Here is a 20,568-nt window from a genome sequence, read left to right on the forward strand (position 1 = left end):
AGTCTAACAACACCATGGCTGTAACGCCTGCATCGCTGTGTCTGCTGCGACTGTCCGCCCTGGGCGACGTCACCCATGTGGTGCCGCTGGTGCGCACGCTGCAGGCGGGCTTTCCGCAGACGGCGCTGCACTGGATCATCGACAAGGCCGGGCTGAAGTTGCTCGACGGCCTGCCCGGCGTGCATTTCCACGCCTACGACAAACGCAGCGGCGTGGCCGGCATGCGCGCATTGCGCCGGCAACTGGCGCCGCTGGGTCGCTTCGATGCCCTGCTGCAGATGCAGGTGGCGTTGCGCGCGAACGTGCTCTCGGCCTTCGTGCCGGCGCGCCGGCGCATCGGCTACGACCGCAGCCGCTCCAAGGACCTGCACGGCCTGTTCGTCAACGAACGCATCGCCGACCGCCCCGGTATCCACGTGCTGGACGCCATCGGCAGCTTCGCCGAACCGTTGGGCCTGCAGCAGACCCGGGTGCGCTGGGACCTGCCGGTGCCCGAGGATGCGCACGCCTGGGCGCAGGCGCAGTGGCAGGACGATGGCCGACCGGTGCTGATGATCTCGCCCTGCTCCAGCCACGCACGACGCAACTGGTATCCGGAGCGCCACGCCGCGCTGGCCGATCATGCGGTCGCGCAAGGCTGGCGCGTGGTCCTGTGCGGGGGGCGTAGCGATCTGGAGCGCAGCACCGCCGACGCCATCGTCGCCAGTGCGCGCGCGCCGCTACTGGACCTGGTCGGCAAGGACACGCTCAAGCAGCTGCCCGCCCTGCTTGCCCGCGCCGATCTGGTGGTGACGCCGGATTCGGGGCCGATGCACATCGCCAACGCGATGGGCACCAAGGTGCTGGGACTGCATGCGGCCAGCAATCCGCGGCGCAGCGGCCCGTATTCGGACGTGCGCTATTGCGTGGACCGCTACGACGCGGCTGCGCGCAAGTTCCTGCACAAGCCGGCCGACCAGCTGCGCTGGGGCACCAAGATCGAATTCGATGACGTGATGGCGCTGGTCACCGTCGAAGATGCGATTGCCGCCTTCGAACGCTACCGCGCCGACCATCCCCGCTAGGCGCCAGACCGCGCCTGTGAGCGCTCGGGCCGTCGGCCAGGCACTGCCGTCGGTTCCACCCTTCGCACCGGCACCATGCGCAGATGCCAGCGACCGGCCCTGAATCACAGCCGCGGGCATCGCGCCGCGACAGGCGCCGCCCCCTCCCCGCATGCACTCGCTGCATCCACGACAGTGCACGCCAACCGGACGGCGGCGCGACCGGTCGGGACAAGGCTCTCAGGCGTTGGGCGCGCGATAGTCCTGGTAGGACTTCTCTTCCACATACGAAGAGCCCAACGCCAGGTTGATCTGCTTCTTGATCCGCGCACGCTCGTCGTTCTCGATATACACGCTGCGCGCGAGCTGCACGAAGGTGTCGTCGAAGGTCTGGGCCTGCTCCTTGAGCCGGATGTCGTCCTCGATCACCCACAGCCGCTCGTTGACGGCCTTCAGTTCGGCGCGCAGCCGCACGATGTCGTGGCCGGCGGCCGGGTGCGCCATCCAGCTGTTCTCCAGCGCGGACAGCTCGTTGCGCACGTTGGCCAGCTTGGCCGCGTCGCTCATGCGCTCGGACTTGATCTGCAGGATCGCGATCTTGTCGAGCAGCTCACCAAAGGACACGGGCACCAGGATCTCGGACATGACAGGCCTCCAACGGGAATCGAGCGGATTGTAGTCATCGCCGCAGGCAGCGATGGCCACACATAAACAAAAGCCCCCTTGCGGGGGCTGATGCGAGTCTGGCGACAGAAGAAAATACCGCCGGCGAAACCCACGCGGCACTGGCACACCTGTTCGCCTCAATCTGGCGGAGAGGGGGGGATTCGAACCCCCGAGGCGCTATAAACGCCTGCCTGATTTCGAGTCAGGTACATTCAACCGCTCTGCCACCTCTCCAGATGGTCCCCAGTGTCCTGGGGCCGTGCATCATACGGGCACACGGCCCCGGCCACAAGCGGCCCGGGCCGGCGCCAGGTAGCGCCAGGACCGGCCGGGCGTGAACCGGTCCTGCGCCGTTTGCCGGCCGCGTGTTGCTGCTGGCCGGGCGGGCCGCGATGATGGAGGCGCATCTTCTCCCTGGCGACCCGGCCCCATGCTCGAATTCGGACACCTTACCCACGTTGGCCTGCGCCGTGACCTCAACGAGGACACCTACTACGGCGACAGCGAACTGGGGTTGTGGCTGGTGGCCGATGGCATGGGCGGGCACGCCTGCGGCGAGGTCGCCAGCGCACTGGCACGCGAAACCATCGTGCGCGAAGTGCGCGCCGGCACGCCGCTGGCACAGGCGATTCGCATCGCCGACGAGGAAATCATCAAGACTTCGCGCCGCTGCAACGACACCTTGCCGATGGGTACCACCGTGGTCGCCGCGCGCGTGCTGGGCCAGCGCTTCGAGGTGGCCTGGGTCGGCGACAGCCGCGCCTATCTATGGCGCGACGGACGCCTGGCCCAGCTGAGCCAGGACCACAGTTATGTGCAGGAACTCATCGCCCAGGGCACGCTCACCAGCGAGCAGGCGCGCGCGCACCCGCATCGCAACGTGGTGACCCAGGCGCTGGGCGTCACCGACCCGGCGCATCTCAACGTCGCCACCATGCAGGGCGAACTCAAATCCGGCATGCAGCTGTTGCTGTGCAGCGACGGGCTGACCGAGGAAGTGGATGATGCCGCGATCGCGGCAACCCTGTCGCAGGCCGATTGCAGCGCGCAGGAGTGCGTCGAATGCCTGGTTGCCGCAGCACTGGATGGCGGCGGCTCGGACAACATCACCGCCATCCTGGTGCGTAGCTACTGAGGCGCGCGCCCCATCCTGATACATAGCGACTGAGTCGCGCTTCGCGCTGCTGAAGCACTTCGACAGCCGATTTGCCTCTCGATCCGCGCCGTGCGCGTGTCGAGAGTGGCAGGACTAGGCGGGCCTGACGACATCGCCCGCCATTCGCCTATTGCTTATCGTCGCCTAGCCGGCGGCCGCGGCCTCTTCGACCGGCGGATCCCATAGCGCACGCCCGGCCTTCTTGCGCAGCTGTGCCAGGCGCGCCTCGTGCGCCTGCGTCTCGGAGGCAGTCACCGCCACGCGCGGGCGCGGCAACAGCAACGCCGGATCAAAGGTGATCGCATTGTCGCCATCGCTGGCATGCTGTCCGGCATCGGCGCTGGCAAAGCCGATTTCTTCCTGCCCGGAGGTCAGCGCGATGTACACATCGGCCAGGATCTGCGCATCGAGCAAGGCGCCGTGCAACTGGCGGTGCGAATTGTCCACGCCCAGCCGCTTGCACAAGGCATCCAGCGAATTGCGCTGCCCCGGATAGCGTTCGCGCGCCATCATCAAGGTGTCGACCACGCTGGCGCGGTCGATGATGCGGCCGTAGCCGTCGCCCAGCAGCGCGAGTTCGTTGTCGAGGAAGCCCAGGTCGAACGCGGCGTTGTGAATGATCAGCTCCGCGCCGTCGATATAGGCGAGAAATTCCTCCACCACATCGGCAAACAGCGGCTTGTCGGCCAGAAATTCCAGGGTCAGCCCGGTCACTTCCTGCGCGCCGGGTTCGAAGTCGCAATCGGGTTTCAGGTAACGATGGAAATTGTTGCCGCTAGGACGCCGCTCCAGCAGCTCCACCGCACCGATTTCCACGACGCGATTGCCCTTGCGCCATTCCAGGCCGGTGGTTTCTGTATCGAGAATGATCTGACGCATTGAATCCTCTTACGCGGTTGCGCTGCCACTGCGCTGGGCAATGGCCTGGTTGCGGGCGAGCACGTCGACGCGTTCGTTGTCCGGGTCGCCATTGTGGCCCTTCACCCAGCGCCAATCGATGCGGTGCCGTTGCGTGGCCGCATGCAGCCGCTCCCACAGTTCGCGGTTCTTGACCGGATCGCCGCCGGCCGTCTTCCAGCCACGCCGTACCCAGCCGGACATCCACTCGGTAATGCCCTGGCGGACGTATTGCGAGTCGGTATGCAGCACGATCTGGCACGGTTCGGTCAGCGTTTCCAGCGCCATGATCGCGGCCATCAGCTCCATGCGGTTGTTGGTGGACACCGCTTCGCCGCCGGCCAGTTCCTTCTCGCGGCCGTTGTAGCGCAACAGCGCCGCCCAACCGCCCGGACCGGGATTGCCGAGGCAGGAGCCGTCGGTATGCACTTCAATTGATTTCATCAGATTCCAGGATTGCAACGTTACTGAGGATCAGATCGTGGCCACCGGCTGCGGCCAGCGCGACGGCAGCGCAATCGGGGTCGGCGCGATCGGGGCGCAGGCGCGCTTTTCCACTTCAAGCAGATACACCGCGCGCCAGGGCGCGCGACCGGGATCGGGCGAGCCACGCCCGGCACGCCAGATCGGCCCGAGGTAGCGCTCGGTTTCGACACCTTGCAGGCCGGCGCGCTGCGCCAGCACCCGCCAGCGATCCGGGCGCAGCGCCACCGGGCCGCGGCGCGCCCAGTGGAAGCGGTAAGGGCTCAACGGATTGAGCGTGAACAGCCATAGCCGGCCACCCGGCATCAACAGGCGCTCGCACTCAGCCAGAAAATCCGCCGCCCCGCCAACCACGGCATGCTGCACCACGATGGCCTGCAGGCTCTCGGTCGGTAGCGGAAACGGCATCGCACACCGGGCATCGCCGGCAAACCGCCCGGCATTGCGAAACAGGCGCAGGCCGCGGCCCTGCAGGCCCTCGCGCGGCGGCAGATCGCCGCTGGGCGTGACCCACAGCCAGGGCTGGGATGGTCGCGCCTGCAGCGCCTCCAATGCCAGTCGGCGCTCCAGCTGCAGCAGGCTGCGCCCCGCCCCCGTATCAAACCAGGTCGAGACACCAGCTTGACGGGAGAATGGCGTGGCAGGCATGGTCCCAATTCTATGCGACTGATCGCCCTGCCCGCATTCGACGACAACTATATCTGGGCATTGGTCGCCGCCGATGGCCGCGCCATCGTGGTCGATCCCGGCCAGGCCGAGCCGGTGATCGCCGCCGCAGAACGCGGCGAGCTGGTCCCCAGCGCGGTGCTGCTGACCCACCACCACGCCGACCATATCGGTGGCGTAGCAGCGCTGCAGGCGCGTTGGCCGCAGCTGGAGTTGTTCGGCCCTGCCGACGAACGCATCCCTGCAACCGCCCGCCAAGTGGGACAGGGCGAGCGCTTGCGTCTGCTTGGAACCGCATTCGAAGTGCTGGAGGTTCCCGGCCACACCCGTAGCCATATCGCCTTCGTGACCGACCGCCACCTGTTCAGTGGTGATACCCTGTTCAGCCTAGGCTGTGGACGCATGTTCGAAGGTACCGCTCCGCAGATGTTCGACTCGTTGCAGCGCCTGGCCCGATTGCCCGGCGAAACGCTTGTGTGTTGCGGCCACGAATACACCCTGGCCAATGCGGCCTTTGCGCTGCACGTCGATCCCACCAACGCTGCCTTGCAGCGCCGTCAACAGGAAGCCCAGGCCATGCGTCAAGCAGCCCGTCCTACCCTGCCGATTTCGCTCAAGAGTGAACTGGCCACCAATCCGTTCTTACGTACCAGCCGCCCTGAAATCCGCTCCACGGTCACACCACGCGCAGCCGGTGCAGCTTCCTCTGAAGTAGACGTTTTCGCCGAACTTCGGCGCTGGAAAGACGAATTTCGCGCATGAGGCGCCTGGTTTTTGCAGTGCTGGCCGCCTGCGCGGCCACCGCGCCAGCGGCCGCCTCATCCACCGATGCCAGTCGCCCGACGTCGACCGAGAGCATCTCCCCCTCGACCAGCGCACCCAGCATGCGCAACGGGCGCGAGATCTTTTCGGCGTTTCTGGAAGGCCGCGCCGACCCCGGCTGCGACAGTGAGCATAGCGACACCCGCTGGGAACAGCATTTCTCGCGCGCCCCCGCGCGCCTTGCCGACGACGCACAGGACGTCCTGCCGTTGTTCGGCTATGTCGTCGACGAGTTGCGTGCCGCCGACATGCCCACCGAATTTGCGCTGATCCCGTTCGTCGAGAGTGGCTACCGCCCCGGCGCGCGCAATGGCAGCGGCCCGGCCGGACTCTGGCAATTCATCGCCACCACCGCCCGCAACCACCATGTCCCGGTCGGCGCGCAGTACGACGGCCGCCTATCGGCGGTGGATTCCACCACCGCGGCGGTGCGCTATCTCAAGACGCTATACGGCATGTTCGGCGGCGACTGGCGACTGGCGCTGATGGCCTACAACGCCGGCGAGTACCGGGTGTTGCAGGCGATGCGCAGCGCCGGGATGAATGCCCAGAACGCGCGTCCGGCGGAACTGCCCGGCATGTCCAGGGTCACCTACGACTATGTCGAAAAACTGCACGCGCTGGCCTGCGTTCTCGATCATGCGCAGCAGCAGGGCAGTCTGTTGACGTCCCTGGACCGCCAGGTCCCGGTCCTCACCGAACATGCGCTGCCTGCCGGTACCAGCCTCAACACCTGGGCCGGGCAACGCGCGATCGAACCGCAGCTGCTGGCCCGCCTCAATCCGGCCGTGGCAAGCGCCCGTGCCGCGCCCAAGGGGGTGCATGTGCTTGCGCCCATCGCTCCGGCGCAGCCAGGATCCAGCACGGCGGTTGCCGCCGCCCAGACAGCTGCTGCCGACCCGCAGACCAGCGCAGCCACAGCGGCGTTCGCCAGCGTTGCGGTCGCCAAGCCATCCCGCGCCCCCGCCAGAACCCACACCGTCCGCAATGGCGAATCGGCCTGGGCCATTGCACGCCGCTACGGCATTACGGTCGCCACGCTGCTCGCCAGCAATGGCCTGGACAAGCGCGCCGTCCTCAAGCCCGGCATGGTGCTGTCGTTCAACGATACGCCCTGACGTCCGCACAGGTCGTCGCACCCGATCGTTCCCGGTGGCCCAGCGCCTCACCGCACATGCCCATCGCACCGCCCCGGCTTGCATATCTTCCGTAGGAGCGTGGCCCTGGCCGCGATGGGCTTTACAGATAGAGCCCTCACGGCCAGGACCGTTCCTACGACGGCATCGCGGTCGAGGTGGTCAGTCAATCGCGCCAGGCCGCCCTGCCCGGCACAGGTTTGCCGGCCGGAAGAGCGCCCGCAGTCGTGCCGCCCCGACGGGGTATACCCTTTGCCGCGTGCGCCCTTTCGAATTCGTGAGCGCCGGGCTGTCATGCGTCGATTCGTCCAGACCGTGCAGCCCATCAGCGCGCCCCCGTGCCAGTCGGACCAGCAGTTCAGGCAAAGAAAAAGCCCGGTTGCCCGGGCTCGTTCCTGACAGCAATCGTCAGCGCGGCGTTACAGCTGCGCTTCCTCGATCTGGATCTTGTAACGCTTGCGCATTTCCTTGACGTAGGCCTGCGCGGCGTTGTTTCCGTCGATCTGGCTCAGCTGCTCGCGCAGCATGGTCTGCTGTTCGGCCGGCATCTGCTTCAGGTCGCCCGGCGTTGCCTTGCTGATGACGAACACCGCAAAGCGCCCGCCGTCCAGCTCCACCTTGCCGACCGAAGGCTTACCCTCGCTTGGGCGAGGAGCGCTGAAAATTGCGCGGTTCGCCGCTGGCGTGGGGATCAGCGCGGTGCGCGGCAGCCCCGGAATCGGCTGCAGCTGCAGCTTCTCGCTCTCCGCCAGCGCCTGCAGGGTTTCGCCCTTCTGCACGCGGGCCAGCAGGGCGTCTGCAGCGGCGGCAGCGGCCTTCTCGGTGCGATCCGCATGCACGGCGGCAATCACCTTGTCGCGCACCTTGTCCAACGGCAACGCCTGTTCGGCGGTGTGGTTGGTCACGCGCAACACCACGCTGTGGTTGGGCGCGATGGTGATCGGATCGCTCACCGTCCCGTCCTGCACCAGCGTTTCGGAAAATGCCGAGCGCAGTACCGCCGGATTGGCGGCAATGCCGCTGGCAGTGGTGCGCGAGAACGGGCCCAGGGTCTGCACCGGCAAACCGACCTGCTTCGCAGCCGGCTCCAGGGCGGTGGGGTTCTTGTAGATCTGATCCACCAGCTTGCCGCTGACATCGGCAAATGCCTTGTCGGCATCGGCCTTGAGCTGCTCGGCCGCGAGCTGGTCGCGGACCTGCTCGAACGACTTGCCCTGCCCGCCCTTGACCTCGCGCAGCTGGATCACGTGATAACCGAATTCGCTCTTGATCGGCCCGACCACCTCGCCCGCCTTCATCGAAAACAGCGCGTCTTCGAACGGCTTGACCATCGTGCCCTTCTCGACCCAGCCCAGATCGCCACCGGCATCCTTGGAGCCAGGATCCTGCGAGTTGGCCTTGGCCAACGCGGCGAAGTCGGCGCCCGGCTGCTTGGCATCGGCGGCCAGCTTGGCGGCCTTCGCCTCTGCTGCCTTCTGCGCAGCAGCATCGCTGCCGGCAGTGATCAGGATGTGCGATGCCAGACGCTGATACGGCTCGACAAAGCGCGCCTTCTCTTCTTCGTAGCGCTTGCGCAGCGTGGCTTCATCGGCCGCCGTGGCCGGCGGCATCGTGGCGGCGTTGAGCTCCACGTATTCGATGCTTACCGTCTCCGGCTGACGGAAATCCTGCGTGTGTGCGTCATACCACTGCTTGATCTGCGCATCGCTGACCGGGGCAGTGTCGGCCGCCGGCGCCGGCAACATCGCCAGCTCCACGTCACGGGTTTCGCCCATCAGCTTGAGCAGGCGCTCGAATTCGGTCTTGGTCGCAAAACCCGATTCGGCCACGGCCTGCGGAATCACCGACTGCTGCAGGCTGTCGCGAACCAAGGCATCGAACTGCGCAGGGGTGCGCGGCGGAGTGCCCTGCGCCAGGGCGGCGCGGTACTGATCCGGACTGAACTTGCCATCGACCTGGAACGCCTGGATGTTGGCGATGTAGTCGCGCACCGTCGCATCGCCGATCACGATCCCGGCATCTTCCGCGCCCAACCGCACGACTTGCTCATCCACCAGCTGGTCGAGCACCTGCAGCTTGTTCTCGCGGGATTCGAACGCGCGCGGATCGAAATTCTCGCCCTGGCGCTGACGTTCCTGCATGCGCGCCTGTTCGAAACGCGCGCGGAAATCCTGCGTGCTGATTTCATGGTGCTGCCACAGCAGCGAGACCGGCCACCACGTCGGCGCAGACTTCCACCATGTCGGTGGCGCCTGCACCTTGGCCACGTTATTGGCGCCAATGCCGCCCAGGTAGCTGTTGTCGATGACGAACAGGAACGGAATCATCAGCAACCCCAGGATGGCGGTAGCGATCCAGCCTGACGTCTTGTCGCGAAGTTTCTGCAGCATTGGCAAATCACGGCCTGTGGGCGAGCCGCGCAGTGTAACCCGCCTGACGCCACGCACCCAGCCCGGGGCCGGTCACTACGGGCCCGCAGTACAAAAACCGCCGATCCGGAGCGATGCAGGCGCATTCGGCGCATCGAGACGGACGCGCGCCCACCGTATGGTCGAGCGATGCCACTGCCGATTTCCAAATGCGGCGCTGCACACCGTCTGGCTTGGAGCGCTGCCCGAAGGCCAAAAAAAAGCCCCCGGCACAAGGCCAGGGGCTTTGGTGTAACTGGCGGAGCGGACGGGACTCGAACCCGCGACCTCCGGCGTGACAGGCCAGCATTCTAACCAGCTGAACTACCGCTCCGCTTTAAACTTGGACATCTGCCCCACGACATTCGCAGCACGAATGTGGTGGAGAAAGCGAAGCCCCCAATCGCTCAGGGGCTTTGCGTGTAACTGGCGGAGCGGACGGGACTCGAACCCGCGACCTCCGGCGTGACAGGCCAGCATTCTAACCAGCTGAACTACCGCTCCGCGCTTGAAACTTTTGCCTGGTGCTTAGTGGTGGGTGCTGAGGGTTTCGAACCCCCGACCCTCTCCGTGTAAGGGAGACGCTCTACCGCTGAGCTAAGCACCCTAGCGAGTCGATTAGTTTACTGCATCCTTCAGGGCTTTACCAGCCTTGAATGCAGGATTCTTCGAAGCGGCGATCTTGATGCTGTCGCCCGTCTTCGGATTACGGCCGGTACGCTCGGCGCGCTCGCGGACCTGGAAGGTGCCGAAGCCAACGAGGGTGACGGCGTCGCCCTTCTTCAGCGCCTTGGTGATTTCGCTCACAACCGCGTCGACAGCACGGCCAGCTTCAGCCTTGGAGATGTCAGCGGCAGCGGCAACGCCATCGATCAATTCGGTTTTATTCATTCTTGAAACTCCCTTTGCGGCAGATGCCGCGGAATCGACAATCGGCGCTCTTGCCGTTAGCGAAGAACCCGACACAAGTGGTATCGCGTGACGCATCACATTTTGCCGCGCCCACGAGTCGTGCATTTATACCAGCGCCCCCAACAGCACGCAAGCCAAAACCCAATAACGACGCGGGTTTTGGCTTGTTTCGGGACGTCTTAGACAGCGCACGTTAGTGCTTGACGCGGGCTCCTGGAGTGGTGCGCGACTTGCCGCGGACAGCCACGCGCGAAGCGGTCTTGCGCGCCTTTTCCTTGCCGACCTTCTTGGGCGCCAGCGGCCGCTCCAGCGCCAGATCCAGCACTTCGTCGATCCACTTCACCGGTACGATCTTCAGGTCGCGGGTGACGTTGGCAGGAATGTCGGCCAGGTCCTTGCGGTTCTCATCCGGAATCAGCACCGTGCGGATACCGCCACGCAGCGCAGCCAGCAACTTTTCCTTCAGCCCACCGATGGCCGACACGCGGCCGCGTAAGGTGATTTCGCCAGTCATCGCCACATCGGCCCGGATCGGCACGCGGGTCAGGATCGACACCAGCGAGGTCACCATCGCGATACCTGCGCTGGGGCCGTCCTTCGGCGTAGCGCCGTCGGGAACGTGCACGTGCACGTCCTGCTTCTGCAGGAAATCCACGTCGATGCCCAAGCGCTCGGCGCGCGAGCGCACCACCGACAGCGCCGCCGATGCGGATTCCTTCATGACATTGCCGAGCTGGCCGGTGAGGATCAGGTTGCCCTTGCCCGGCACCAGCGTGGATTCGATCTGCAGCAATTCGCCACCGACCTCGGTCCAGGCCAGACCGGTCACCAGGCCGATCTCGTTTTCTTCCTCGGCGCGCCCGAAGTCGAAGCGACGCACACCGAGATACTTGTCGAGATTCTTCGAGCCCACCGTCACCAGCGCCTTCGGCTTGCCCTTCTTGGCGACCGCTTTCTTGACGGCCGGCTGCGGGCCGGCCAGCGCGATTTCCTTCACCACCTTGCGGCAGATCTTGGCGATTTCGCGCTCCAGATTACGCACACCCGATTCGCGCGTGTAGTAGCGCACGACGTCCTGGATGGCGTCGCCGCCGATCTCGATCTCTTCGGGCTTCAAGCCATTGGCCTTGATCTGCTTGGGCACCAGATAACGCATGGCGATGTTGAGCTTTTCGTCCTCGGTATAGCCGGGGATGCGAATGACCTCCATGCGATCCAGCAGCGGGCCGGGGATGTTGAGCGAGTTGGACGTGGCGACGAACATCACCTCCGACAGGTCCAGATCCACTTCCAGATAGTGATCGTTGAAGGAGTTGTTCTGCTCGGGGTCGAGCACCTCCAGCAGCGCCGACGACGGGTCGCCACGGAAGTCCATCGACATCTTGTCGATTTCGTCCAGCAGGAACAGCGGATTCTTGCTGCCGACCTTGTTGAGGTTCTGCACCAGGCGGCCGGGCATGGACCCGACATAGGTCCGGCGATGGCCGCGGATCTCGGCCTCGTCGCGGATGCCGCCCAGGCTCATGCGCACGAACTTGCGATTGGTGGCCTTGGCGATCGACTGCCCGAGCGAGGTCTTGCCCACGCCCGGCGGCCCGACCAGGCACAGGATCGGCCCCTTCATCTGCTTCACGCGTGACTGCACCGCCAGGTATTCGAGGATGCGTTCCTTGACCTTGTCCAGGCCGTAGTGATCGGCGTCCAGGGTGTCCTCGGCCACCTTCAGATCCTTGCGGACCTTGGTGCGCTTCTTCCACGGCACGCCCAGCAACCAGTCCAGATAGTTGCGCACCACCGCCGCCTCAGCGGACATCGGCGACATCTGCTTGAGCTTGTTGAGTTCGGCCTTGGCCTTGGTTTCCACCGGCTTGGGCATGCCCGCCTCGGCGATCTTGCGGGCCAGCTCCTCCAGTTCGCCCGGCGCGTCGTCCAGGTCGCCCAGCTCCTTCTGGATCGCCTTCATCTGCTCGTTGAGGTAGTACTCGCGCTGGCTCTTTTCCATCTGTGACTTCACGCGGCCACGGATGCGCTTTTCCAGCTGCTGCACGTCGATTTCGCCGTCCACCAGTCCGACCAGCAACTCCAGCCGCTCGCCGATGTCGGTGATCTCCAGCAGACGCTGCTTGTCGGCCAGGCGCACGCCGATATGCGCGGCAATGGTGTCGGCCAGGCGACCCGGCTCGTCGATACCGGCCAGGGTCTGGAGCAGTTCGGGCGGCAGCTTGCGGTTGGTCTTGACGTATTGCTCGAACAGCGACATCAAGGAGCGCGCGATCGCCTCCACTTCGCGCGGCTCGCGCGCATCGCTGGCTTCCACCTCGATGCCCTGGCCCTGCAACGCGCCATCCAGCTCGACCACCTTGTCGACGGTAACGCGCGACAGGCCTTCGACCAGCACCTTGATGGTGCCGTCGGGAAGCTTGAGCAGCTGCAGCACCTGCGCCAGGGTGCCGACGGTATACAGATCGGCCGCCGCAGGGTCGTCGGTTTCGGCCGACTTCTGCGCCACCAGCAGGATGCGCTTGTCCGCCTCCATGGCCTTTTCCAGCGCGCGCATCGACTTGTCACGGCCGACGAACAGCGGGATCACCATGTGCGGAAACACCACCACGTCGCGCAGCGGCAACACCGGCAGATCGAGAACTTCTGGTTGGGACTGGGCCATGGGGCGCTCCGCAGGAATGGGAATTCAAGGCGTAAAAAAAGCCGATGGCCCCGTTATGGGGCCATCGGCTGGACGTTGCAAGTAGCGCTCGGAAACCCTTTAGCCGCCAGCGAGGACACCGCCTGGCTGGCTGGCTGGCGGGGCTCAGTCCCCGGACGCAGCCTTGGCCGGCGCCGGTTGCGCCTGGTAGATCAGATACGGCTCGGACTTGTGCTCGATCACCGACTCGTCCACCACCACCTTGCTGACATTTTCCTGCGACGGCAGCTCGTACATGGTGTCCAGCAGCACCGATTCGACGATGGTACGCAGGCCGCGGGCGCCGGTCTTGCGCTTGAGCGCCTTCTTGGCGATCGCCGACAGCGCGTCGGGGCGGAACTCCAGCTCCACGCCTTCCATGTCGAACAACTTCCTGAACTGCTTGGTGATGGCGTTCTTGGGCTCGGTCAGGATCTTGATCAGCGCCGGCTCGTCCAGCTCCTCCAGCGTGGCGACCACCGGCAGGCGACCGACGAATTCCGGAATCAGGCCGAACTTGATCAGATCTTCCGGCTCGACCTCGGCCAGGATCTTGCCCACTTCCTGCTTGCGCTCGCTGCTCTTGACCTTGGCACCGAAGCCAATGCCGCCGGCATCGTTGGACCGCTGCTGGATCACCTTGTCCAGCCCGGCGAACGCGCCGCCGCAAATGAACAGGATGTTCTTGGTGTCCACCTGCAGGAATTCCTGCTGCGGATGCTTGCGGCCGCCCTGCGGCGGTACCGACGCCACCGTGCCTTCGATCAGCTTCAGCAGCGCCTGCTGCACGCCTTCGCCGGACACATCGCGGGTGATCGACGGGTTCTCGCTCTTGCGCGAGATCTTGTCGATTTCATCGATGTAGACGATGCCCTGCTGCGCCTTCTCGACGTCGTAGTCGCACTTCTGCAGCAGCTTCTGGATGATGTTTTCCACGTCCTCGCCGACATAGCCGGCTTCGGTCAGCGTGGTGGCATCGGCGATGGTGAACGGCACATTGAGCAGGCGCGCCAGCGTCTCGGCCAGCAGGGTCTTGCCCGAACCGGTCGGACCGACCAGCAGGATGTTGGACTTCGCCAGCTCGACGTCGTCGTTCTTGCTGCGGCTCTCGATGCGCTTGTAGTGGTTGTACACCGCCACCGCGAGCGTGCGCTTGGCACGCAGCTGTCCGATCACGTACTGGTCCAGCACCTCGAGGATCTCGCGCGGCTTGGGCAGGCTGGACCGCGCCGACTGCGCCTTCTCTTCGAGCTCCTCACGGATGATGTCGTTGCATAACTCAACGCACTCATCGCAGATGAATACGCTGGGACCGGCAATCAGCTTGCGGACCTCATGCTGACTCTTACCGCAGAACGAGCAGTAGAGAATCTTGTTGCTGTCGCCGGAACGACCTTGGCGGTCTTCGCTCATGCTTCTGTTACCCAGTTACCCCACCCGATGCACGGGGGTTCGATTTCGAGAATAGCACAGGGCCGGGAGGACATTCGCCCTGCCCGACCCTGCCGGATTTTCCTGCAATTTCAGCGACCTGGCGATCAAGACGGCTGGATCGACTCTTCCGGACGACGCTCCAGCACCTGATCGACCAGGCCATAGGCCTGGGCGTCGACGGCACTCTTGAAGTTGTCGCGCTCGGTGTCGCGTGCGATGGTCTCCAGCGACTGGCCGGTATGCTTGGCGAGGATCTCGTTCAGACGCGAACGCAGGGTCAGGATCTCGCGGGCGTGGATGTCGATATCCGTCGCCTGACCCTGGAAGCCGCCCAGCGGCTGGTGGATCATCACGCGCGAATTCGGCAGCGCATAGCGCTTGCCCGCCGCACCCGAGGCCAGCAGCAGCGCGCCCATGGAGGCCGCCTGGCCGACGCAGATGGTGCTCACGTCCGGCTTGATGTACTGCATGGTGTCGTAGATCGCCATACCGGCGGTGACCACGCCGCCTGGCGAATTGATGTAGATGCTGATGTCCTTCTCCGGATTGTCCGCTTCCAGGAACAGCAGCTGGGCCACGATCACATTGGCCATATGGTCGTCGATGGGACCGACCAGGAAGATCAGACGCTCCTTCAGCAGACGCGAGTAGATGTCGTACGCACGCTCGCCACGGCTGGTCTGTTCGACCACCATCGGCACCAGGTTCAGGGCTTTGGTCACAATGCTCATCAGTCTTCCTGTTGTGGCAACGGCCTGTGCCGCTGCCCGTGTTCGATATCCGCGCCCCGACGACGGCGGGTCGCGGTTCTCTTGCTACCGCCTCAGACCCGGATGGCGTCCTGGAACGACAGCGACTGCTCGGTGTGCTGGGCGCGCTCGGCGATCCAGTCGATCACCTGCTCTTCCATCACACGGCTCTGCAGCCCACCCATCAACTGGGGATCGTTGCGGTACATCTCAATGACCTGCTCGGGCTCTTCGTAGGTCGAGGCGATCAGACGCAGCGTTTCGCTGACGCGCTTGGATTCCAGGCGCAGCTCGTTGCGACGGGCCACCTCGCCCACCAGCAGGCCGACCAGCACGCGCTTGGCGGCGGCGTCCATGAAACCCTGATAGGCGTCGTCCGGCACCTGGCCCGGATCGCGGCCACTGCGGCGCACCTGCTCGACCTGCTGGGCCAGCATCGAACGCGCTTCGTTCTCGACCAGGCGCGGCGGCATTTCGACATGCGCGTAGGCGGCGATCAGCTGCTCGCCCACTTCGCGGCGCAGGCGGTTCATCAGCGCGCCCTTGAGCTCGCGCTCCAGGTTGGTGCGAATGTCGGCGCGGAACTGCTCGGCATCGCCACTCTTCACCCCGAAGCTCTTGATGAACTCCTTGTCCACCGCCGGCAACACCGGTTCGGACACTTCGACCGCCTTGACGTGCACCTGCACGGTCTTGCCGGCCAGCTGCGGCACGCGCCATTCGGCCGGAAAATCCACGCTCAGAGTCTTTTCTTCACCCTTGGACAGCCCTTCCAGCCCCTTTTCGATCTGGTCGAACATCACGCCCGAGCCCAACACGCTGCTGCCGGTCTCCACGCCTTCGGCGGGCAAACGCTCGTCGCCGGCCTGCGACCAGGTCTCCAGCGCCACCAGGTCGCCGACCTGCGCGCCGCGCGCGACCGGGTTCCAGGTACGGCGCTGCAGACGCAGGTTTTCGATCATCTGGTCGATGTCGGCATCGGTCACTTCGGCGGTGTGACGCACCACCGACAGCTTACTCACATCGATGTCGCCGAAATCCGGCACCACTTCGAAGGTGGCGACGAAATCGAAGTCGCTTTCGCCCTGGTCGATGCGCGGGTTGCCGGCCAGGCGCAACGAGTGCTCACGCACCGCCGAATCGAAGGTCTCACGCAGCAGGCCTTCCATCGCTTCGGCACGCACCTGCTGCCCGAAACGCTGCTCGATCACCTTCGGCGGCACCTTGCCCGGACGGAAGCCCTTGATGCGCGTGGTCCGCGCAAGCTCGCGCAGGCGGCCACCGACATGCGTCTCCAGGCGCTCCTGCGGCAGGGTGAAGGTCAGGCGGCGTTCCAGATTGCCGGTGGATTCGATCGAAGCTTGCATGTTGACTCCTGCCACCGACAGCGCATGGCGTCGGCACGAGATGGAAGATGCGGGTTGACGGATGGCGAGAAAGCCGCCGAGCCTTGTAGTTTCGCCGATAACGGCGGCCGCTGCCAGCGGGGCGGGCGCCCCAGAGAGCAAAAAGCGAGGGTATGACGGGCGCTGCAGCGGCCGGAGTGCTCACGGCCGCACTGCAGTGGTGCGAAAGGGGGGACTCGAACCCCCACGCCTTGCGGCGTCAGAACCTAAATCTGGTGCGTCTACCAATTCCGCCACTTTCGCAATGCCGCAGGCACCCAACTATTGTTACAGGGACGCCGACAAAGAAAAAGCACCACTGCCTTCCGGGGCCCGGCTGCCCCTGCTGCGCCACTCAGCGGAGCCTGGCGCTTCCTCGCGCCGCTGCTGACGGCGAACCCGGCACTGGAACCCGGTGAACGGTTCATTGTCGAGCCCGCATCAGGCGGTACCCGCAGATCGCGGCCTTGCCGCGGGACTGCCCCGGAGACATCGACCTCGAAGAGCGGATCATGTCAGTCAACGCCGATGGCTTGACACCTACCCTTGTCGCCCGCCACCAGGAGATGCTGGCGCACGCGCAAGCATGGCCTACCGACCGCATCGCACACCCAGCGCGCTCTGCAAGAGCGCACCGAAGGCGATCTAGACGTCGTGGGCGCAGCGCAGGACGTTGCGGAAAAGAACGCCGATAGGCGCAAAGGGGCGATGTGGCCCGACAACTCCTGGCCTGCGTCGTTCACGATTGCGCTGCGACATGCTGGACCAGAAGACAGCGCCCCACCGCCACCATCGGATGAATCGACGTCTGCGATGGTGTGCGGGACGTTCGCGCGGAGAGCGTGCGCTTCGTTGTTGCCGAATGCCGCCCCGATCTACAGGCACATAGTCTGCCCACCCGCACAGCCAGGGCTTCGCCAGCACCCATCTACTGGCTGTTGCCGCGCAATCCGCCGTCACGCGCGCCTTGATCCACGCGCCTTGTGGATTGCCTGCAGCCAACACCTTCAAGCGCCTCACCACTCCCCCACACAGCCGCATTCGCCGACGCTACCGTCCCGTTGAAGAACGCAACCACGGCCATCGCCGCCTTCAAACGTCGCGGCGGCACGCAGGTGTCGGTAGTGGATGTGGGAAGCGGCAACCCTGCCGACAACGATGCCCTGGTACATCTGGCCAGCAAGGAAAGCTGCATGATCGCCGTGCGCCAGCAGTTGCTGGACAAGCAGCGCTAAGAGGACCGACGACACCAAAGACGGCGCGCAGGATGTTGCCGCCGTCTGCAGGAGTGCGGGCCACAGAAGATCTGTAGCTCCATTGCGCAGCTGAGAGGACGCCGCCAGTGTCTGGCGCAAGACGCGCCCCACTTGCACTGGCAACAGAAGAACGCACTGGTCACGACTGCTTCGCCGGAAACACACATCAGCACAAATAAAAACAGCCACTCAACTTGCGCTGAGTGGCTGCCTGTCTGGTGGGCCGTCAAGGATTCGAACCTTGGACCTATTGATTAAGAGTCAACTGCTCTACCAACTGAGCTAACGGCCCTGAAACTGGTCGCACATTGTATGCGCGTTTTTGCTTCGTTGCAACACCCGCGACGCGTCGGGTCAAACTTTCCTGCAATCGCCTGTTTCAGTGGGGTGGCTGAGGGGACTCGAACCCCCGACATCTGGAATCACAATCCAGTACTCTAACCAGCTGAGCTACAGCCACCACTGAAAACCTGCTTCCTACCGTACCGCCGATGGCGCGCCCGACAGGACTCGAACCTGTAACCGCCGGCTTAGAAGGCCGGTGCTCTATCCGGTTGAGCTACGGGCGCCCGGACCGAACTTCGCATTCCCACGCCGCAAGGAGCTCGGAATGGTCGGGGTAGAGGGATTCGAACCCCCGACATCCTGCTCCCAAAGCAGGCGCGCTACCAGACTGCGCTATACCCCGGCGGGACCTTTCAATCCCGAAGGCTGGAAAGGCCGGCTATTTTGGGAATGATTGGCTTCGCTGTCAATCACCCTGTGTAAATTGGGAGATCACGTATCCTCCCACTATCGCTCGCCGGCAAGGCGGGCACCCTTTAACATATGGAGAACGCGCATGCGTAGCGGTAACCCGGCTCTTCGGGAATCCACTTTCCTCGACCTCGGCTCCGGCTCGGTGGTCACCCGCGACGGCCAGGCGATGACCCTCAATGGCACCGTCAACAAGATCGGGCTGCTGTTGTTGATGGCGGTGGTCACCGCTGCGTTCGCGTGGTCGCAATCGATCGGCGCCGACGGCACACCGCTGCCGGCGGCACGCCTGTACATGATCGCCGGCGCGATCGGCGGGCTGGTGTTCGCAATCGCGACCTGCTTCAAGCCGACCTGGTCACCGGTCACCGCGCCGCTGTACGCACTGGTGGAGGGCCTCTTCCTGGGCTCGATCTCGGCGGTCTACGAGGCGCGTTTCGACGGCATCGTGTTCCAGGCGGTACTGCTGACGTTCGGCACCATGTTCGCGCTGTTGTTCGCGTATCGCAGCGGATTGATCAAGGCTACCGAGAACTTCAAGCTCGGCGTCGTCGCAGCCACCGGCGGCATCGCACTGGTGTATCTGGCGACCATCGTGCTGGGCATGTTCGGCGTGCGCATTCCCTTTATCCACGACTCGGGCCTGATCGGTATCGGCTTCAGCCTGTTCGTGGTGGTTGTGGCTGCGCTGAACCTGGTACTGGACTTCGACTTCATCGAAAGCGGGGTCGCGCAGGGCGCGCCCAAGCACATGGAGTGGTATGGCGCGTTCGGCCTGATGGTCACGCTGGTGTGGCTGTACATCGAGTTCCTGCGCTTGCTGTCGAAGCTGCAGTCGCGGAATTGAGCTGGGAGTCGGGAATCGGGATTGGGGAATCGTAAAAGCGGTTTTCTGCAGTCGATGAGCGGATGCGGCTTCTCAGCAACTTCCGAGCAAAACAAAAGGCGCCTAGGCGCCTTTTGTTTTTGTGCATTCGACCCGCCCACTCAGAGGCGGCTGGCGATGGCCTTGGCGAAGCCCATGGTGTTGCCGGTGCCGCCTAGGTCGGGGGTCAGCGAATCCTTGGCTTCCAGGGTAGCCACGATAGCCTCGCGCAGGCGCTCGGCGTTCTGCGGCTGGCCGATATGGTCCAGCATCTGCGCCGCGCCCAGCAGCAGCGCACACGGGTTGGCCTTGCCCTGCCCGGCGATATCCGGCGCCGAGCCGTGCACGGCCTCGAAGATGGCCGCGTCGACACCGATATTGGCGCCCGGCGCCAGACCCAGACCGCCCACCAGACCGGCGCACAGGTCGGAGATGATGTCGCCGAAAAGGTTGGTGGTCACGATGATGTCGAACTGCTCCGGACGCATCACCAGCTGCATGCAGGTGTTGTCGACGATCATTTCCTGGAATTCGATTTCCGGGTATTGCGCGGCCACATCGCGGGCCACCTTCAGGAACAGGCCCGAGGTGGACTTGATGATGTTGGCCTTGTGCACCGCGGTGACCTTCTTACGGCCGGTGGCGCGCGCCAGGTCGAAGGCGTAGCGCACTATGCGCTCGGAGCCCTTGCGGGTGATGCGGGTGCCGGAGAACGCGGTCTCGCCATCCTCGGACACGGTCTGGCCTTCGCTCAGGTACGCGCCTTCGGTGTTCTCGCGCACGGTGATCAGGTCCACGCCATCGGCGAAGCGCGACTTGGTGTTCGGGAATGACTTGGCCGGACGCACATTGGCGTACAGGTCGAACTTGCGACGCATGGCCACGTTGATCGAGCTGAAACCCTCGCCGACCGGCGTGGTCAGCGGGCTCTTCAGGGCGACCTTGTTCTTGGTGATCGAGGCCAGGGTGGACTCGGGCAGCAGATCGCCATGCTTTTCCAGCGCGACCAGGCCGGCATCGGCGTATTCGTAGGTCAGGCCAGCCTGCAGCGCGTCGAGCACGAACAGCGTGGCATCCATGATCTCCGGGCCAATACCGTCGCCGCGGATGACCGTGATTGTCTGCGTCATAACGTTGGGTTTCCGAACTTGAAGGGGGGAGCGCCAGCCGGAAGCCCGGCTCACCGGCGCAAGGAGGTTTCACAGGCAATTATGCCCGATGCCGGTGAAGGCGCCCAAACCGACCTTGGTC

16 protein-coding genes, 9 tRNA genes and 1 pseudogene are annotated in these 20,568 nt (G+C 64.7%); 6 read left to right on the forward strand and 20 right to left on the reverse strand.

Annotated features, from left to right (window positions below; genetic code table 11):
* Positions 1 to 14: 14 nt before the first annotated feature.
* Positions 15 to 1,064, forward strand: coding sequence for a glycosyltransferase family 9 protein (locus XcodCFBP4690_RS04135; protein WP_104539786.1), 1,050 nt, complete (start codon positions 15 to 17; stop codon positions 1,062 to 1,064).
* Positions 1,065 to 1,283: 219 nt separating this feature from the next.
* Here XcodCFBP4690_RS04135 and XcodCFBP4690_RS04140 read toward each other — a convergent pair whose 3' ends face one another.
* Positions 1,284 to 1,688: a DUF6165 family protein gene (locus tag XcodCFBP4690_RS04140; protein ID WP_104539787.1), complete on the reverse strand. Its 405-nt coding sequence runs from the start codon at positions 1,686 to 1,688 to the stop codon at positions 1,284 to 1,286.
* A gap of 164 nt (positions 1,689 to 1,852) precedes the next feature.
* Positions 1,853 to 1,943 (reverse strand) — tRNA-Ser (locus XcodCFBP4690_RS04145).
* 196 nt (positions 1,944 to 2,139) lie between these two features.
* On the opposite strand from XcodCFBP4690_RS04145, the gene XcodCFBP4690_RS04150 reads away from it, so the two are divergent.
* The gene (locus XcodCFBP4690_RS04150) at positions 2,140 to 2,844 is read left to right on the forward strand and encodes a PP2C family protein-serine/threonine phosphatase (protein WP_104539788.1); all 705 of its coding nucleotides are present in this window, start codon (positions 2,140 to 2,142) and stop codon (positions 2,842 to 2,844) included.
* Positions 2,845 to 3,009: 165 nt separating this feature from the next.
* On the opposite strand, the gene dnaQ is transcribed toward XcodCFBP4690_RS04150, so the two are convergent.
* From dnaQ to XcodCFBP4690_RS04165, 3 genes are read right to left on the reverse strand one after another with little or no spacing between them, the layout of a single operon-like run.
* The gene (gene dnaQ, locus XcodCFBP4690_RS04155) at positions 3,010 to 3,744 is read right to left on the reverse strand and encodes a DNA polymerase III subunit epsilon (RefSeq protein ID WP_104539789.1); all 735 of its coding nucleotides are present in this window, start codon (positions 3,742 to 3,744) and stop codon (positions 3,010 to 3,012) included.
* 9 nt (positions 3,745 to 3,753) lie between these two features.
* Positions 3,754 to 4,206 carry a ribonuclease HI gene (gene rnhA / locus XcodCFBP4690_RS04160; protein WP_104539790.1) on the reverse strand — a complete coding sequence of 151 codons (453 nt, stop codon included), beginning with the start codon at positions 4,204 to 4,206 and terminating at the stop codon, positions 3,754 to 3,756.
* Positions 4,207 to 4,236: 30 nt separating this feature from the next.
* Complete coding sequence (locus XcodCFBP4690_RS04165) at positions 4,237 to 4,893, reverse strand: hypothetical protein (RefSeq protein ID WP_104539791.1); 657 nt, start codon at positions 4,891 to 4,893, stop codon at positions 4,237 to 4,239.
* A gap of 12 nt (positions 4,894 to 4,905) precedes the next feature.
* On the opposite strand from XcodCFBP4690_RS04165, the gene gloB reads away from it, so the two are divergent.
* Positions 4,906 to 5,673, forward strand: a complete 768-nt coding sequence (gene gloB / locus XcodCFBP4690_RS04170) for a hydroxyacylglutathione hydrolase (RefSeq protein ID WP_104539792.1) — start codon at positions 4,906 to 4,908, stop codon at positions 5,671 to 5,673.
* On the forward strand, positions 5,670 to 6,851 hold the full coding sequence (locus XcodCFBP4690_RS04175) for a lytic transglycosylase domain-containing protein (protein ID WP_104539793.1): 1,182 nt from the start codon (positions 5,670 to 5,672) through the stop codon (positions 6,849 to 6,851). Before gloB ends, XcodCFBP4690_RS04175 begins: the two co-directional genes overlap by 4 nt.
* 437 nt (positions 6,852 to 7,288) lie before the next feature.
* On the opposite strand, the gene XcodCFBP4690_RS04180 is transcribed toward XcodCFBP4690_RS04175, so the two are convergent.
* The 10 genes from XcodCFBP4690_RS04180 to XcodCFBP4690_RS04225 all read right to left on the reverse strand — a co-directional run bounded on the left by XcodCFBP4690_RS04180 (position 7,289) and on the right by XcodCFBP4690_RS04225 (position 16,704).
* Entirely contained in the window at positions 7,289 to 9,259 is a 1,971-nt protein-coding gene (locus XcodCFBP4690_RS04180; RefSeq protein WP_104539794.1) for a peptidyl-prolyl cis-trans isomerase, read from the reverse strand.
* A 275-nt stretch (positions 9,260 to 9,534) separates the two neighbouring features.
* Positions 9,535 to 9,611: transfer RNA gene (locus XcodCFBP4690_RS04185), tRNA-Asp, on the reverse strand.
* Between the two features lie 93 nt (positions 9,612 to 9,704).
* A tRNA-Asp gene (locus XcodCFBP4690_RS04190) sits at positions 9,705 to 9,781 on the reverse strand.
* A 28-nt stretch (positions 9,782 to 9,809) separates the two neighbouring features.
* A tRNA-Val gene (locus XcodCFBP4690_RS04195) sits at positions 9,810 to 9,884 on the reverse strand.
* Positions 9,885 to 9,895: 11 nt separating this feature from the next.
* The gene (locus tag XcodCFBP4690_RS04200) at positions 9,896 to 10,168 is read right to left on the reverse strand and encodes an HU family DNA-binding protein (protein WP_002806049.1); all 273 of its coding nucleotides are present in this window, start codon (positions 10,166 to 10,168) and stop codon (positions 9,896 to 9,898) included.
* Positions 10,169 to 10,382: 214 nt separating this feature from the next.
* Complete coding sequence (lon, locus tag XcodCFBP4690_RS04205) at positions 10,383 to 12,854, reverse strand: endopeptidase La (RefSeq protein WP_104539795.1); 2,472 nt, start codon at positions 12,852 to 12,854, stop codon at positions 10,383 to 10,385.
* 144 nt (positions 12,855 to 12,998) lie between these two features.
* Complete coding sequence (clpX, locus tag XcodCFBP4690_RS04210) at positions 12,999 to 14,285, reverse strand: ATP-dependent Clp protease ATP-binding subunit ClpX (protein WP_005920420.1); 1,287 nt, start codon at positions 14,283 to 14,285, stop codon at positions 12,999 to 13,001.
* 125 nt (positions 14,286 to 14,410) lie between these two features.
* Positions 14,411 to 15,037, reverse strand: coding sequence for an ATP-dependent Clp endopeptidase proteolytic subunit ClpP (clpP, locus tag XcodCFBP4690_RS04215; RefSeq protein ID WP_002806026.1), 627 nt, complete (start codon positions 15,035 to 15,037; stop codon positions 14,411 to 14,413).
* A gap of 92 nt (positions 15,038 to 15,129) precedes the next feature.
* Complete coding sequence (gene tig / locus XcodCFBP4690_RS04220; protein ID WP_104539796.1) at positions 15,130 to 16,422, reverse strand: trigger factor; 1,293 nt, start codon at positions 16,420 to 16,422, stop codon at positions 15,130 to 15,132.
* 197 nt (positions 16,423 to 16,619) lie between these two features.
* Positions 16,620 to 16,704 (reverse strand) — tRNA-Leu (locus tag XcodCFBP4690_RS04225).
* A gap of 782 nt (positions 16,705 to 17,486) precedes the next feature.
* Between XcodCFBP4690_RS04225 and XcodCFBP4690_RS04230 the strand changes: the two are divergent.
* Positions 17,487 to 17,675: pseudogene (locus tag XcodCFBP4690_RS04230) on the forward strand (alpha/beta hydrolase); the annotation flags it as partial.
* Positions 17,676 to 17,912: 237 nt separating this feature from the next.
* Here XcodCFBP4690_RS04230 and XcodCFBP4690_RS04235 read toward each other — a convergent pair.
* The 4 genes from XcodCFBP4690_RS04235 to XcodCFBP4690_RS04250 all read right to left on the reverse strand — a co-directional run bounded on the left by XcodCFBP4690_RS04235 (position 17,913) and on the right by XcodCFBP4690_RS04250 (position 18,384).
* A tRNA-Lys gene (locus tag XcodCFBP4690_RS04235) sits at positions 17,913 to 17,988 on the reverse strand.
* A 91-nt stretch (positions 17,989 to 18,079) separates the two neighbouring features.
* Positions 18,080 to 18,156: transfer RNA gene (locus XcodCFBP4690_RS04240), tRNA-His, on the reverse strand.
* Between the two features lie 32 nt (positions 18,157 to 18,188).
* A tRNA-Arg gene (locus tag XcodCFBP4690_RS04245) sits at positions 18,189 to 18,265 on the reverse strand.
* A gap of 42 nt (positions 18,266 to 18,307) precedes the next feature.
* Positions 18,308 to 18,384: transfer RNA gene (locus XcodCFBP4690_RS04250), tRNA-Pro, on the reverse strand.
* A 153-nt stretch (positions 18,385 to 18,537) separates the two neighbouring features.
* On the opposite strand from XcodCFBP4690_RS04250, the gene XcodCFBP4690_RS04255 reads away from it, so the two are divergent.
* Positions 18,538 to 19,299, forward strand: coding sequence for a Bax inhibitor-1/YccA family protein (locus XcodCFBP4690_RS04255; protein WP_104539797.1), 762 nt, complete (start codon positions 18,538 to 18,540; stop codon positions 19,297 to 19,299).
* A 140-nt stretch (positions 19,300 to 19,439) separates the two neighbouring features.
* On the opposite strand, the gene XcodCFBP4690_RS04260 is transcribed toward XcodCFBP4690_RS04255, so the two are convergent.
* Positions 19,440 to 20,447 carry an isocitrate dehydrogenase gene (locus XcodCFBP4690_RS04260; protein ID WP_104539798.1) on the reverse strand — a complete coding sequence of 336 codons (1,008 nt, stop codon included), beginning with the start codon at positions 20,445 to 20,447 and terminating at the stop codon, positions 19,440 to 19,442.
* Positions 20,448 to 20,568: the final 121 nt, after the last annotated feature.

Origin of the sequence: Xanthomonas codiaei, from assembly GCF_002939785.1 — a bacterium.
GTDB lineage: Bacteria > Pseudomonadota > Gammaproteobacteria > Xanthomonadales > Xanthomonadaceae > Xanthomonas > Xanthomonas codiaei.